Source organism: Janthinobacterium sp. GW822-FHT07H11 (assembly GCF_058798615.1).
Map to the genome: position 1 here is coordinate 3,588,032 of NZ_CM179507.1, position 14,312 is coordinate 3,602,343.

A 14,312-nucleotide genomic window follows, 5' to 3' on the forward strand; every position below is an offset into this window, starting at 1 on the left:
GTGCTGTCAGCTGGATTTCAGCACATAGCGCGCCGCGCCGACGCTGGCCCACATGGCCACACGGGCCATGTACGCGCCAAACAGCATGCCTAGCGATTCAGGGATGCCGGACAAGGAACATAGCTGCAGAACGGCCAGGGGAATCGTGGACCAACTGGCCTGGGCCGAGGCGATCAGCTGATTGACCAGTTCAGTCACGCCGGTGAAGACCAGTGCCGTAAAGCCCAGTGCGATGATGGCCTTGACGACCAGGGGGCCGACCAAGGCCAGTAACCAAGCGGCAAGCTGTGTCATGTTTTTAACCCCTGCATAAAGATCAACGCCGCGCCCGCAGCAGCGCAGGCCAGGAACAGCGGGCGCAGCTTGGTCATCAAGTCGCACATCGGCGTGAAGGTAATCAGGCGCGGCCCGTACATATCAAAAGTGATTGGCGCCGGACAGGACGCGGAGGAAGCGAAGGGAAGCGGCGTGAAGGTCACTGGCACGTTCTGGCGCGGGATGATGTCGGCAACAGGCGGCACGTCCAGTTCCGCACACCCTGCCCTGCGTGGATTGTCCTGGCAGGCGTTGCGCATCGCCTTGATATCGGCGGCAATCGCTTGCTGCGTCGGTTCGCGGTTGTAATCTGTTGGCAAATTGACGGTGGCCGGAACGACTGGCGGCACATTCAAATTTGAGTTTTCTGTCGTTGTCGTCGTTGTGGGCGGATTCGACGTGGATTGCCCAGTGTTATTTGTCACCGTGGTGGTGGTGACGTTTTGCGTATTGTAGGTAATGCTGGTGGAGGTGCTGGTACCCGTCTGCGTTGGCGTGATCGTGGTTTTTTCTTGCGTGGTCTTGGTCTGCGGTATGCCGTTCGCATCATTGTAGTTTTGCACGGACGTTGTCGTTTGCGGCGTGCTGACCGGTGGCGCACTCATGGTGGTTTGCGACGTGGGCGGCATCATCACGTCAACCGGCACGCCAGTCTTGCCATTCGCACGGGCTATTTCATTGACGGCCTCCGCTGCATCCCATGCCCGTTTGGCGGTTGCGGCGCCAGTCGTCGGATTAGCGAGGGCGGCATTGAGTTTCTCATCGATTTCCGCATCCGATGCAGGGCCGCTGCCACCAGCACCTGTAATACAGCCGAGCTTTACGTCCTTAGTGGCCCCTGGCGGGCAAACAACCTTATAGGAAAGTATGTCGCTTCGAGACATACGCGGTTCCAAACTAGCGCATGCAGGAACACCTGATGCACTAACAATAAGAAGGAAGCCGCCGCCCCAGTCATCATTGCCCGATCTGTCATTGTAAAGGCCTTCGCAAGCAGCAATAGGAGATTGATAAGGAACGCCAGGCCTGGCTACTGAATAGTACCAGCCACTATCAGGAGCCACGGGGGTACCGGCAGCAGTGGAACAAAGGTAATCAGGTGCAGGACAAGGCGTCAGGCCGGAATCTTTAACGACGTTGTAAATGTCCCATGCCGTGAGCGCCAGCCCGACAGGGCCAGCCAATCCCCGAGCCAGTTTGAACGCACGGCCTGCAGCGATTGCAACATTAGGTTTGGTAATCAAGGTGCTTAAAGAAACAGGAATCTTGATATGGATGCCGTTTTTAACGGCGATGGCAACGCCATTGGCGTTCACCGATACGCCTGCACTTGATACTGATGTGGAGCCATTAGCGACGGCAAAACCGGTCTGGCCTGCCGGGAAATAAGCGGAATATGGTCCGGCCACATTGTTTGGAGGCAGCAAGACCGTGCCTTGCGCATGGGCTGGCGGAATCCACAGCGCCAGTAAGGACAAGGCAACAATACAAAGAATTTGAATTGCTTTCATTTCTCAGCCCTCGACCATTCAAGGAACGAATGAACTTTGTAAGCGCTCCAGCAAAGAACAACCGCAGTGAGGACAACGCCAAACACTTGCATACCGGCGCTGATTACGGAATCGTTCTGGCATGGCGGGAAATCGATGCGATGGATGGCCGATACCGTCATCGCGGCGGCGCCATTGGTTGGGGTGGTGGTAATGCGTAGCATGAGACCACCGTCGGGTGTGGCCGAGGTACAGCTGGCCGATTGAATCCCGCTACCGTCAGCTAACACGATGGTAGCGGGTGGAAATGCGGCACAGGCGGCAACCGCAGCATCCGCTGTACTAGCGTAACACCACGGGCCGACCTGATAGGCCATGTTATGCGCCCGCCTTTTTGCTGATGAACGAGTACACTTTGGTCACGCCAAAAATGGCGACGCTCAGGGCGATCAGGGCACCGATCACCGCGAGAATGGCCGTTTGCGCTTCGGAAATACCCGTGGTCATGGTGGTAGTGTCGATCGGTGCAGCAAATGCCGGTGCAACCAGCGTGGCGACGGCCAGAGCAGGAACAACCGTTTTCAGCGACAAGTATTTCTTCAACATGATGATTCCCCTTCTATGCCGGAGATCGCCGGCGCGATTCGGCAAAATGCCGTAAAACAAGTTGATTAGGTGGCGGCTGCCGGCGTGCTCGCTGCATGACGATGCGATGGCCGTTGCGGTTCCTCTTTAATGGCTTCGATGGAGAACACTTCGGCCCCCACGCGCTTGTCCCGGGAGATGGCCACGTCGAATTCCACCTCATACGTGCCTGGCACTGTGTCTTTGAATTTTTCCGGCAACAGCAGCTCACCGACGAGCGGCTCAACGAGATTGGTGGCGCGATTGATCTTGTGGACGATGCACTGCGCCATCCTCATGTCGTAATCGTTGCCCGTTTTTTTGGAACGGCCAGCAACTTGAGTGATGTGCAGGATCTGGATGGTGTGTTTCATGGCTTGCCCCTTTTTCGCCCGCTAGAGCGATTGATGAAATGCCGGATTGGCGTGAGAAGTCAGTAGTAATCGAACTGCCATCGAGGAAGCTTGATAGCGGGAAAGCTCATCAATCACAGCATCGAGCTTTGCTATTTCCGCAAGTTGCAGGTCAATCTGATGCGTGAGGTTTGCTGGCAGCAAAGGAAGGAGAGCAAGCTGCTCCTGCCCTTCGGCACGGCGCGACAGGAGCGCCAAAATGGATTCGTTCACAGCGTCATCACTCAGGACAAATTGGCTAGCCATGCTGCCCCCGATTTCGCCCGCTAGAGCGATTTGAAACGTCTACGAATGTGCTAGGATGAAGAAACGTACTGGGTAAAAAGCTATACCGGTCGTACTAATACACGTTAGTACTCCGAACGGAATAACTGAAATGGATAATATCTATGAAATATTCTGACTTGATAGAAATGGCACTAAAGGGGCGTTCCGTCAATTCAATGGCCAGAACGTGGGGTGTACCGCAGCCAACTTTAGCGCGGTATATGCAGGGCAATAGATTGCCGGACTACGATCTTGCCCTGAAGATTGCCATCGAGGCGGGCGTGGAGCCTGGGGAAGCCTTCGTAGCCCTAGCCGAAGAGCAACGAAATTTGAAATCGAAGAACTTTAAGTTACAAGGAGGTTTTGTACAAATCACCCCCCTCCTCTCTATGGCAATAGGCACTGCAACTATACTAGTTCTTTATATTATGTAAAATTGAAGATGAGGGATGTGAGGTACTTATTTTTGGATCAATGTTCAGCAAGGCAAGTACACTGCCGTTGCTGAACTCAAAACACTACTTTTTTTAAGCTACTAGTTGCATGCTAAAGCTCGTTTGCGTAGGTCACCGATCTACCAGAAGATTCCATTTGTCGTTGATCTTGGGCTTCGTCCATGAGGAGTTCTGTGGTGAATGCTGAGGAAGGCTACATATTGCTTCTGTTCCCATACCTTGATAAAGCTATTGAACTTACTATGGCAACTGTATTGGCCACCAGTTTGGCAACGTAAATCATCCTGAGCTTGCGAATAAAAGCCTTCGCAGGCAGCATCAGTGCCAAAGTAAATGCGTCACAATAATAAATCACTGCTCTGCACGCACCCATACGTGACGCGGGTCTATGATGGTACTGGAACCTGCATTTAAAGCATATGTATAAAGTTTGATACTACTGGCTGTGCTTGATCCTATCGAGACTATACCACCATGACCCGATGCATTTGTATCCAGGACAACAGATAATGAGTAATTATCGCTGGGCATGGTACGAGTCCATGTTATAGTGTATGTTCCTATTGATGTTCTAGAAACAGTAGCGCCTTGCCCGCCGTCAATAACAATGGTGGAACCATCCCAGTGAAATTTTACCCAAGGACTTTTAAGTGCCTTGTTATACAAAACCATATCCGCGCCAGATGAGTCAACGCCCCCCGGGATACTCCCTCCATTTTCAAATAAGCGTATCCGGTTTTTACTTCCCAAGTCAGTAATGGCGGCGGCATTAGTTGCCGTATAAGCACTCAGCCGGAAGTTGTTCGATCTAGATGCGTTACCAAGATATAACAGGTAATCCGCGCCTGAACCCGCCTCAATATACCCACCGCTGAATTCGTTGCCATAACCATCTGCGCGTAGCACATAAGACGGCCCTGTATTTCCGAACTGTTTCCTTACATCTTGAAGAGTATTATCCCGCCATGAAATACCGGTTGTGTACCTTGATTCTTGAACCAAAATATGTTGACCTGTCTGCAAATCCGAGTTCACCACCGTTGTGGCGTGTGCCGCTGATTGTGGCGACAGTATTTTGTCATCAATTACAACAAGTTTGTAAGCACCCCATATCGAGCAGTCACGAATTGTATTAACTTCGCCGCCAGCATACGAAGATGCTCCTGAGCTGACATTGCCCAGCACAATTCCGTAACCTTGTATTTCGTAGTTTCCATTGATAGATTTAACGTATGGTCCACCTACCGGTGCAATATTCCCGACATGTACCCGCTCAACGATTGAACGCGTAATATTCCTCATATCGATGCCAATCTGGATTTCCGTTGACGTCACGCTCTTTAATGGATGAGTCATTACAACTGCAAAATCAGCCAATCGTACATCGTTGACATAAGAATTTTTGGCTGGTGCCATACTGAAATTTCGACGGATAATCGCGCATCCGCGATAACTGGCCAATTGCGCCGTAGTACAGCCACCCGGCTTTGCAAATAGTACTGTCTTGTTCTTTCCATCACCCCATAAATTCAACCCCGTTCGCACAACGATGCCTTGACTCGGATCTATCATGTATTTTCCTGCCGGGATAAATACACTGGAATAAGCGGCAATTGCCTTCTGAAAGGCAGCGGTCGAATCTGCCACGCCGGTTGGATCTGCCCCAAAATCGGTAACACTGCCCGATTCCTTCAATTTTTTCGTAATATCTCTCGGGACAGCACCTACACCATTCTGCAAAAATAATTGCCCCGATGTTGCCGAATTCAAGTTTTCTGCGTGAACATTTCCGCCATTAAAAGCAATCAACAAATTGAAGTATAAATAGCTTGAAATTATTATTTTCATATTTTAATCCATATTAATTATTCTATTTCATGTCGATATTTATTTCGATACTTCATCATTTTGCGAAATTCTGGCTGTTGTGATGGCCTCGTGCCACCAACACCTGCGGTTTCAATCCATCAATGAAACACAATGTTCAAATATTTAAGCTGGTGTTTGATAGTGTAGCGTCTTCTTGGGCGCTAGGTGTCACTGAACTTATGCAATATCCAGGACGGCATCAAGCTGAAGACCGTCACGATGAGCGCCGGCCACGCGCCGGGCAGCAGCGAGACGTAGCGGCGGGCGCTGATGCCATTCGACTTCCATATCCGCGATACAACCGCCATGCGCTCCGCACCGATGGCCGGATTCAAAGCGTCCTGTGTGCCCCGAAATATCGCGGCTGGCGTATGCATGCACTTTTCTTGCCGGTATATGTTGATGTAGATCAATCAATTTTCCTATTGTGTGCAGCAGAATGTGATCATTCGCAAGGCTCTGTTATGTGAAATAGATCATGCCAGAGCGCCTGCGCCCTGCACTACGCATTAGCCACCTCATAAGGAACAAGATGATACCCACTACCATGAAAGCCGCCGTTGTCGAGCAACTGGGCCAGCCGCTGGCGCTGCGCGAGGTGCCCGTGCCGGTGCCCGGTCCCGGCCAGATCCTCGTCAAGACGGAAGCGTGCGGCGTGTGCCACACTGACTTGCATGCGGCGCGCGGCGACTGGCCCGTCAAGCCGACGCCGCCGTTCATTCCCGGCCATGAAGGCATCGGCCTGGTGGTGGCCGTGGGCACGGGCGTGACCGAGGTGCAGCTGGGCGACAGGGTCGGCGTGCCCTGGCTCTACTCGGCTTGCGGCCATTGCGAACATTGCCTGGCAGCCTGGGAAACCGTGTGCGCCGAGGCGCAGTTCGGCGGCTACACGAAGAATGGCGGCTTCGCCGAATACATCCTGGCCGACCCGCGCTATGTCGCGCATATTCCGGCCGGTCTTTCCGCCGTGCAGGCCGCGCCCATCATCTGCGCCGGCGTAACGAGCTACAAGGGCATCAAGGAAACGGGGGCGCGGCCGGGCCAGTGGCTGGCCGTGTCCGGCATCGGCGGACTGGGCCACCTGGCCATCGAATATGCGGTAGCGATGGGCTTGCGCGTGGCGGCCGTCGACATCGATGAAGGCAAGCTCGAGCATGCGCGCGCCCTCGGCGCCGAGGTGACCATCAATGCGCGCCAGGGCGACCCCGTGGCGGCCTTGCGCGAAGCGACGGGCGGCGGCGCCCATGGCGTGCTGATCACGGCACCGTCGATCGATGCCTTCCAGCAAGGCGTGGCGATGACGCGCAAGCGCGGCACCTGCGTGCTGGTGGGCTTGCCGCCGGGCGACTTCCCGACGCCGCTGTTCGACGTCGTCGCCAATTGCGTGACGATACGCGGCTCTTTTGTGGGCACGCGCCAGGACATGGCCGAGGCGCTCGCGTTTGCCGCCACCGGCAAGGTCAAGGCCGGCATCGAATTGCAGCCGCTGTCGGCCATCAATGACATCTTCAGCCGCCTGGAGCACGGCAAGGTTGCCTCGCGCGTCGTGCTCGATTTCAGCGGCAGCTGAGCGCGGCTGCACCGCGCGGTCGCTGTGTCCTATGGTGCGACGGCAAGCAATTGCCGTTGCTATCATGACATTTCATAAAAGACACAACAAGGACACCGCGATGAAAAAATCCCTTTCCGGCCTGCTGGCCTGTGCCGCCCTCGCCTGGCCGCTTGCCGCTGGCGCGGCCGACCAGGGCGCCTCCTTCCTGCCCGGGCACTATTACCTGCAAGGCGTCATGGAAACAGGCTCGGAACTGCTGCTGAAAAAGGACGGCACCTTCGAGTGGATGCTCAGCTACGGCAGTATGGACGAGCAAGCGAGCGGAGCATGGCGCGTTGACGGCGACGTGCTGACCCTGGTGGCGGGCAACGGCGGCAAGGAGCCACGGTTCCGCGTCTTCGAGGAAGCGGAAATGCGCATCCAGAAACCGGCCGAAGCGGGCCAGTGGGTGGCCATCGTCGGCTTTCCCCAAGTGGGGCCGATGGCCGGCGTGGAGGTAAAATTCGAAGCGCACAGCGGCAAGACGGCCACGGCCGTAAGTGCGGCGAACGGCGACGCCATCGTGCGCATGCCGGCGTCGGAACGCTGGCTGCGCGCCGGCTTGCGCCGCCAGGGTTCAACTGCCGACTATCAATGGCTGCCCGTGCCGCCCGCGCGCGCGCAGGAACGCATCGCCGCGTTTGCCGTCACCGACGCGCAGTGGCTGCGGGGCCAGGCATTCCAGAAGCTGGCCTTGCGCGTCGTCGACGGCGGCCTGAAAGTCGACGATGCGGACAATGGCCTGGCCAGGGGCCTGTACGTCAAGCCGGCATCGAAGCAATAGCCCTCCATTAACCTCGTTCCATTGCGCAAACACGCGGCAACTGGCCAGCAATATCGGCCAGGGCAGCGCTGTTTTGCGCCCGCGCCCAGCCGTGCGCCGTTGACACCCCGCGCCGTCTGTCCTATAGTCGCCGGGTTAACGACAAATGAGAATGAGAATCATGTTCAGCTCTATCAAGAAATGGCTCGTATGCTATCCGCTCGTGGCCGCCAGCCTGTTGCTGGCCGGTGGCGCGCAGGCGCAAGTGGCCGATCCTGGCGCCGGCGCCAAGCAATTGTGGCAATTGATTGACTATGTGGCCGTCGATTACAGCGGCGCCGTCGAGCACGGCAAAGTGGTCAGCGAGGCCGAATACGCGGAAATGCTCGATTTCACGGACAACGCGACGACGCAGATCGCCGCCCTGCCCGCCCACGCGTCGCAGGCGGCCATCGCCGCCGCCATCGCCGACCTGCGCAAAGCCGTCGTGGCCAAGGCCGATGGCGTGGAAGTCAAGCGCCTGGCGCACCACGCGAACGGCTTGCTGATCGCCGCCTACCCGATCCCCGTGGCGCCGAAAGTGCTGCCTAACCTGGCGCGCGGCGCGGCCCTGTATGCGGCCCAGTGCGCTTCCTGCCATGGCGTGGCCGGCGGCGGCGACGGCCCCTTGGCGGCCAGCCTGGAGCCGAAGCCGATCGCCTTCTCGGATGCCGAGCGGGCGCAGTCGCGCAGCGTGATGGCCCTGTACCAGGTCATTTCGCAAGGCGTGGCCGGCACCTCGATGGCCAGTTTCGGCCAACTGTCGGAAAACGAGCGCTGGGACCTGGCCTTTTTTGTCGGCGGCATGTCGCACGACGCGGCGGCGCGCGCGCACGGCGAAAAGCTGTGGCAGGACGATCCACGGGCCAAGCAACTGTACGCGGACCTGGCCGCCGTGACGACCGTGACGCAGGAAGCGGCGGCGGCCAAGCTGGGCGCGGACGAGGCGCAAGCCTTGACGGCATACCTGCGCAGCCATCCTGACAAGGCCGAGGCGCACAAGCCCACCGGCCTGGCGCTGTCGCGTCTGCGCCTGGCCGAAAGCCTGGCCGCCGTGCACGCGGGCGACCGCGCGGGCGCCACGCGCCTGGGCCTGTCCGCCTACCTCGACGGTTTCGAGCCGATCGAGCCGATGGTCGGCGCGCGCAACAAGTCCCTGCTGCTGGCCGTGGAAAACGCCATGCTGGCCTACCGCTCCGCCGTTGCCAAGGGCACGGTGGCCGAGGCCGAGGCGGCCGGTGACAAGCTGCAGCAACTGTTTACCCACGTGGAAGCGGAACTGGGCGACGCCAAGGCCGACCCGATGACGACCTTTATCGGCGCCCTGACGATACTGCTGCGCGAAGGCGTGGAAGCGCTGCTGATCGTGATCGGCATCATCGCCTTCCTGCGCAAGGCCAAGCGCAACGACGTGCTGCCCTACGTGCATGCGGGCTGGGCCAGCGCCCTGGCGGCGGGCGGCCTGACGTGGGTCGCGGCAACGTATCTGGTCACCATCAGCGGCGCCAGCCGCGAAGTGAGCGAGGGGCTCGGTTCCGTCTTCGCGGCCCTGGTCCTGCTCAGCGTGGGCTTGTGGATGCACCAGAAGAGCAGCGCCGGGCGCTGGCAGGAATACCTGCACGAGAAACTCACGGCGGCCATGACGCGGCGCTCGGCCTGGGGCCTGTTCGCCCTGGCCTTCATCGCCGTCTACCGCGAAGTGTTTGAAACCGTGCTGTTCTATTCCGCCCTGGCGGCGGACGGCAACGGCGGCGCCCTGCTGGGCGGCTTCCTGGTGGCCATCGTGCTGCTGGTCGTGATCGCCTGGGCCTTGCTGCGCACCAGCGCGCGCATGCCGATTGGCAAATTCTTCTCGTGGACGTCCGCCTTCGTGGCCGTGCTGGCCGTGATCCTGATGGGCAAAGGCGTGGCCGCGCTGCAGGAAGCGGGCTGGGTCGGCGTGACGCCCGTCGACTTCATGCGCATCGACTTGCTGGGCATCCTGCCGACGGCGGAAACCCTGCTGGCGCAGGCGGCCATCGTGGCCATCATCATCGCCGGCTATGGCTGGAACCGCGTCTCCGCAGGCAAGCGCAAGCTGGCCTGACCTTGCAATAGCCGGCCCGGGCACGCTGCCCGGGCCGGTACTTCCGCACTTTTCTCCCATTCACCTGGCGCGAGGCCGCTCACGGAGCGGCATCGCGCGCATCCACATAGGCCCAGGCCTGCAGGCCCGACGCCAGGGTGACGCGCTCGCGCCGGTAGTCGGCCACCTCGTAACCGTCCGCCTGCCGCAATTCCTCGGCCGAGACGGCCAGCACGGCGCCCGCCACGCTATCGGCCGCCGCACCGCGCGAGGCGATCGGATGATGCGTCTTGCCGCTGGTCGCCACCACCTGCGCATCGCTGATGGCCAGCTGCGCCAGGCGATAGCCGGGCAACTGGTCGGGCTGGCTGCCCAGCAGGCGGCCGAAGGTGGCCAGTTGCACCTCGGGCTGCTGCAAGGTGCCGTAGGAAAACAGGTGTTCCATCGCTGCCGCTGGAATAGTTGCCATCTGAATAGTTGCCATCTGTCGCTCCTGGTCGCATGTCGATAGCATGCATCGTAGCGCCTTTTGCCGGCACGGGCCCTGCACGGTTTTGAAAACTGCGATATGATGATCATCATGCAGAACTCCTACGACAAATCATCTGACAAGAAACCCTCGGCGCAAAGCCGCAAGGAAGCCACCCATGAACGCATCGTCGAGGTGGCCACGCGCGCCATCCGCCGCAGCGGCTATGCGGGCACGGGCGTGGCCGATATCATGAAGGAAGCGGGCCTGACGCACGGCGGCTTCTATGCGCACTTCGCCTCGCGCGACGCGCTGCTGGCCGAAGCGGGCGACCGCGCGGGCGCCGAAGCCGTGGCGCTGGCGGCCAGCGTGGCGGCCGCCGCCCCGCCCGGCCAGGCGCTGCAGGCCATGCTGGCCGCCTACCTGTCGCCCGAACACATCGCCGCCATCGAGGTGGGCTGCCCCGTCTCGGCACTAGGCTCGGAAATGCCGCGCCAGGCGCCCGAGGTGCGGCGCGCCGCCACCATCCACATCAAGGAAATGATCGACCTGTTCGCGCGCCAGCTGCCGAACTGGGGCCAGCCCGAAGCGCACGCGCAAGCGATGGCGACGGTGTGCGCCATGATCGGCACCACCATCCTGGCGCGCGCCGTCGACGAGCCGGCCCTGTCGGACGCGCTGTGCGCGGCCACCCTGGCGCAATTTCAAGAGACAAACCAGCCGTAACGCCCATGGCCCGGGTCCGTCCCGGGCTTTTTTTCAAATGACAATATGACGATCATCATATTCAATGCTATCCACCACTGAAGGACTGCCATGAACAATAACAAGATTGCCCTCGTCACCGGCGCCTCGTCCGGCATCGGCGCGGCCACGGCCCAGCGCCTGGCGCAGGCGGGCTACACGGTGTACGGCACCAGCCGCCGCGGCGCGCAAGCCGATGCGGTCGGCCACGCGATGCTGGCGCTCGACGTCACCAGCGACGCGTCCGTCGCCGCCGCCGTCGCCGAGCTGATGCGGCGCGAAGGCCGCATCGACCTGCTGGTGAATAACGCCGGTTTCGGCGTGGCCCCGGCGGGCGCCGAGGAAAGCAGCATGGCGCAGGCGCAAGCCATCTTCGACACGAATTTTTACGGCGTCGTGCGCATGACCCTGGCCGTGCTGCCCCACATGCGGACCCAGGGCGGCGGACGCATCCTCAACATCGGTTCCGTCGTGGGCTTTTTGCCCATGCCTTATGGCGCGCTGTATTCGGCTACCAAGCACGCGATCGAGGGCTACACGGAATCGCTCGACCATGAAGTGCGCGGCTGGGGCATCCGCGCCAGCGTCATCGAGCCGGCCTACACGAACACCACGTTCGAAGCCAATCTGCTGGCGCCAGATAGCCCGCTGGCCGCCTACCGGCAAGTGAGCGCGGCCGTCACGCGCCGGCTGCAGGCGCTGATGGCCGGCGCCGATGCGCCTGGCGTCGTGGCCGGCACGGTATTGGCGGCGGCGCAGGCAAGCCGGCCGAAACTGCGCTACACGGCCGGGCCGCTGGCGGCGCGCCTGCGCCTGATGCGCCGTTTCCTGCCCGCCGCGCTGCTGGACGCCGGCTTGCGCAAGGACCTGCGCCTGGCCTGAACGCCGGCGCCCTTTTCAGCCTTCAGAGAGAACATCATGCAAGCATTGCAACTTAAAAAATACGGTGGCCTCGATCACGTGGCGTTTGCGGAACTGCCCCGCCCCACGCCCGGCCCCGGCGAACTGCTGGTGCGCGTGCACGCCGTGGGCCTCAATCCCATCGACACCCTGATTCCCAGGGGCGACTTCAAGCCGATATTAAAACTGCGCTTGCCGGCCACCCTGGGCAGCGACCTGGCCGGCGTGGTGATGGAAGTGGGCAGCGGCGTCACGCGTTTTAAAGCGGGCGACGCCGTGTATGCGAGCATTTTCGACACGCCGCACGGCAGCCTGGCCGAATTTGCCGTCGTGCCCGAACAGGCTGCCGCGCTGAAACCGGCCAGCCTCGATTTCGTGCAGGCGGCCTCCATTCCCATGGTGGGCTTGACGGCGTGGCAAGCCATGCACGAGCGCATGCAGCTGCGGCCGGGCCAGAAAGTGTTCATCCCGGCCGGTTCCGGCGGCATCGGCACGTTTGCCATCCAGTTGGCCAGACACCTGGGCGCCCGCACGGGCACGACCACCAGCACGGCCAACGTGCCGCTGGTGCGCGGCCTGGGCGCCGATGAGGTGGTCGACTATAAACAACAGCCGTTCGAGGAGGTGCTGCGCGATTACGACGCCGTGCTGGGCACGGTGCGCGGCGACGGGCTGGAAAAGGCCTTGCGCATCGTCAAGCCCGGCAGCCGCGTCGTCTCGCTGGTCGGCCCGCCGGACGCCGCCTTTGCGCGCGCGCGCGGCATGCACCCGGTGCTGCAACTGGTGTTCGGCTTACTCAGCCGCAAGATCATCGGCCAGGCGCGGCGGCGCGGCGCCAGCTACGCCTTCCACTTCGTGCGTCCCGACGGCGGCCAGCTGGCGCAGATCGCCGCCCTGCTCGAAGCGGGCGCCATCCGCCCTGTCATCGACCAGGTGTTTCCTTTTCTGCAGGCGAAACAGGCGCTGGCCTACCTGGCGCAGGGCCGCGCACGGGGCAAGGTGGTGGTGCGGCTGCCCGTGCCTTGAACGCGCTGCGCCGCAACGGCTTTGGGCGCCGTGATTATGTGTGAGTTTTGCGTTGGCAATTTCGGCCATACTCGATTGCATCCTTATACCTATTGATATCGATCAACCTCAATAAAGGTAGCTGATGCGTTTATTTCCGACATGCTGCTGGCTGGCGATCACCTTGTGGAGCGGCATCGGTCATGCGGCCGAAGCGGGCGTCAGCGATACGCACATCCGGCTCGGCATGGTCAACGCGCAGACGGGCGCCGCCTCGGGGCTGGGGCGGGCCATGCTCGACGGCGCGACGGCCGTTTTCGAGGAAGCGAACCGCAGCGGCGGCATCCATGGCCGGCGCATCGAGCTGGTGGTGGCCGACGATGGCTACGATCCGGACCGCGCCATCAGCGAAACGCTCAGGCTGGTCGAGGAAAAACAGGTATTCGCCCTGTTCGGCAACGTGGGCACGCCCACCACCAACGCCGTCATCCCGATCGTCCAGGAAATGAAGGTGCCGCTGGTGGGCGCGTTTACGGGCGCGATGACCTTGCGCCGCCCCGTGGTGCACGAAATCATCAACTTCCGCGCCAGTTACGACGATGAGTCCGATGCTCTGGTGCAGTATTTCACCAGCCGGGGCATCCAGCGCTTTGGCGTGCTGTACCAGGACGACGGCTTCGGCAATGCCGTGCTCGACGGCACCGTGCGCGCACTGCAGCGGCGCGGCATGGAACTCGTTGCCAAGGGGGCGTTCCAGCGCGGCACCACGGCCGTCAAGGCGGGGCTGGCGGCCCTGATCGGCCACGACCTGCAGGCGGTGATCATGGCCGGCCCCTACACGCCGGTGGCCGCCTTCGTGCGCGAGGCGGGCCAGGCCGGGCTGAAGGCGGCCCTGGCCACCGTGTCCTTCGTCGGCACCGACAGCCTGCTGCAGCTGCTGGGCACGGAAGGCAACAACATTGTGATTTCACAAGTGGTGCCCCTGCCGGAAGACCGCCAGCTGCCGATTGCCGCGGACTGCGCCGCCCTGCTGGCCAGGCACGTACCGGCGGCCAGGCTGTCTTTCGTCAGTTTCGAAGGCTGTATCTCGGCCACCCTGATGGTGGCGGCGCTGCGCCGCGCGGGCGCCGACCTCACGCGCGAGCGCCTGATCCAGAGTTTCGAAACCTTCGACCGGCTCGACCTGGGCGGCTTGCGGGTGACGCTGCGGCCAGGCGACCACCAGGCGTCGACGGCCGTTTTCCTGACCCGCATCGCCGACGGCAGGATCGTCCCGGCGGACCTGGCGCCTGGCGCCAAGTGA

The 14,312-nt window shown here is 60.8% G+C and carries 17 protein-coding genes; 9 read left to right on the plus strand and 8 right to left on the minus strand.

Annotated elements, in window-relative coordinates:
* Window positions 1-6: 6 nt before the first annotated feature.
* Window positions 7-294, minus strand: a complete 288-nt coding sequence (locus AC3RCJ_RS15785) for a DUF2523 domain-containing protein (RefSeq protein ID WP_492962955.1) — start codon at window positions 292-294, stop codon at window positions 7-9.
* A complete protein-coding gene (locus AC3RCJ_RS15790; RefSeq protein WP_492962957.1) occupies window positions 291-1,826 on the minus strand; it encodes a virulence factor TspB C-terminal domain-related protein in 1,536 nt (511 codons plus the stop codon). Before AC3RCJ_RS15790 ends, AC3RCJ_RS15785 begins: the two co-directional genes overlap by 4 nt.
* 29 nt (window positions 1,827-1,855) lie before the next feature.
* Here AC3RCJ_RS15790 and AC3RCJ_RS15795 point away from each other — a divergent pair, with 29 nt between their 5' ends.
* Window positions 1,856-2,026 (plus strand): hypothetical protein, encoded by a 171-nt coding sequence (locus AC3RCJ_RS15795; protein WP_492962959.1) that lies wholly within the window; start codon window positions 1,856-1,858, stop codon window positions 2,024-2,026.
* Between the two features lie 157 nt (window positions 2,027-2,183).
* On the opposite strand, the gene AC3RCJ_RS15800 is transcribed toward AC3RCJ_RS15795, so the two are convergent.
* The 3 genes from AC3RCJ_RS15800 to AC3RCJ_RS15810 all read right to left on the minus strand — a co-directional run bounded on the left by AC3RCJ_RS15800 (window position 2,184) and on the right by AC3RCJ_RS15810 (window position 3,088).
* A complete protein-coding gene (locus tag AC3RCJ_RS15800) occupies window positions 2,184-2,411 on the minus strand; it encodes a major capsid protein (RefSeq protein ID WP_492962961.1) in 228 nt (75 codons plus the stop codon).
* A gap of 65 nt (window positions 2,412-2,476) precedes the next feature.
* Window positions 2,477-2,803: a hypothetical protein gene (locus AC3RCJ_RS15805; RefSeq protein ID WP_492962963.1), complete on the minus strand. Its 327-nt coding sequence runs from the start codon at window positions 2,801-2,803 to the stop codon at window positions 2,477-2,479.
* A gap of 21 nt (window positions 2,804-2,824) precedes the next feature.
* Window positions 2,825-3,088, minus strand: coding sequence for a hypothetical protein (locus AC3RCJ_RS15810; RefSeq protein WP_141749903.1), 264 nt, complete (start codon window positions 3,086-3,088; stop codon window positions 2,825-2,827).
* A 143-nt stretch (window positions 3,089-3,231) separates the two neighbouring features.
* Here AC3RCJ_RS15810 and AC3RCJ_RS15815 point away from each other — a divergent pair, with 143 nt between their 5' ends.
* Window positions 3,232-3,543: a helix-turn-helix domain-containing protein gene (locus tag AC3RCJ_RS15815; protein ID WP_492962965.1), complete on the plus strand. Its 312-nt coding sequence runs from the start codon at window positions 3,232-3,234 to the stop codon at window positions 3,541-3,543.
* 372 nt (window positions 3,544-3,915) lie between these two features.
* On the opposite strand, the gene AC3RCJ_RS15820 is transcribed toward AC3RCJ_RS15815, so the two are convergent.
* Both AC3RCJ_RS15820 and AC3RCJ_RS15825 read right to left on the minus strand, forming a co-directional pair.
* Window positions 3,916-5,412, minus strand: coding sequence for a glycosyl hydrolase family 28-related protein (locus tag AC3RCJ_RS15820; protein ID WP_492962967.1), 1,497 nt, complete (start codon window positions 5,410-5,412; stop codon window positions 3,916-3,918).
* 182 nt (window positions 5,413-5,594) lie between these two features.
* Window positions 5,595-5,810, minus strand: a complete 216-nt coding sequence (locus AC3RCJ_RS15825; RefSeq protein ID WP_492964635.1) for a hypothetical protein — start codon at window positions 5,808-5,810, stop codon at window positions 5,595-5,597.
* 170 nt (window positions 5,811-5,980) lie between these two features.
* Here AC3RCJ_RS15825 and AC3RCJ_RS15830 point away from each other — a divergent pair, with 170 nt between their 5' ends.
* From AC3RCJ_RS15830 to AC3RCJ_RS15840, 3 genes are all read left to right on the plus strand, one after another.
* A complete protein-coding gene (locus tag AC3RCJ_RS15830; RefSeq protein WP_492962971.1) occupies window positions 5,981-7,003 on the plus strand; it encodes a zinc-dependent alcohol dehydrogenase in 1,023 nt (340 codons plus the stop codon).
* 100 nt (window positions 7,004-7,103) lie between these two features.
* A complete protein-coding gene (locus AC3RCJ_RS15835) occupies window positions 7,104-7,808 on the plus strand; it encodes a hypothetical protein (RefSeq protein ID WP_492962973.1) in 705 nt (234 codons plus the stop codon).
* Between the two features lie 160 nt (window positions 7,809-7,968).
* Window positions 7,969-9,912, plus strand: coding sequence for an FTR1 family protein (locus tag AC3RCJ_RS15840; protein WP_492962975.1), 1,944 nt, complete (start codon window positions 7,969-7,971; stop codon window positions 9,910-9,912).
* A gap of 79 nt (window positions 9,913-9,991) precedes the next feature.
* On the opposite strand, the gene AC3RCJ_RS15845 is transcribed toward AC3RCJ_RS15840, so the two are convergent.
* The gene (locus tag AC3RCJ_RS15845; protein WP_492964636.1) at window positions 9,992-10,360 is read right to left on the minus strand and encodes a gamma-glutamylcyclotransferase family protein; all 369 of its coding nucleotides are present in this window, start codon (window positions 10,358-10,360) and stop codon (window positions 9,992-9,994) included.
* A gap of 99 nt (window positions 10,361-10,459) precedes the next feature.
* On the opposite strand from AC3RCJ_RS15845, the gene AC3RCJ_RS15850 reads away from it, so the two are divergent.
* The 4 genes from AC3RCJ_RS15850 to AC3RCJ_RS15865 all read left to right on the plus strand — a co-directional run bounded on the left by AC3RCJ_RS15850 (window position 10,460) and on the right by AC3RCJ_RS15865 (window position 14,312).
* Window positions 10,460-11,086 carry a TetR/AcrR family transcriptional regulator gene (locus AC3RCJ_RS15850; RefSeq protein ID WP_492964637.1) on the plus strand — a complete coding sequence of 209 codons (627 nt, stop codon included), beginning with the start codon at window positions 10,460-10,462 and terminating at the stop codon, window positions 11,084-11,086.
* Between the two features lie 90 nt (window positions 11,087-11,176).
* The gene (locus AC3RCJ_RS15855) at window positions 11,177-11,986 is read left to right on the plus strand and encodes an oxidoreductase (RefSeq protein ID WP_492964638.1); all 810 of its coding nucleotides are present in this window, start codon (window positions 11,177-11,179) and stop codon (window positions 11,984-11,986) included.
* A gap of 36 nt (window positions 11,987-12,022) precedes the next feature.
* Entirely contained in the window at window positions 12,023-13,030 is a 1,008-nt protein-coding gene (locus AC3RCJ_RS15860; protein ID WP_492964639.1) for an NADP-dependent oxidoreductase, read from the plus strand.
* A 124-nt stretch (window positions 13,031-13,154) separates the two neighbouring features.
* Entirely contained in the window at window positions 13,155-14,312 is a 1,158-nt protein-coding gene (locus AC3RCJ_RS15865; RefSeq protein ID WP_492964640.1) for an ABC transporter substrate-binding protein, read from the plus strand.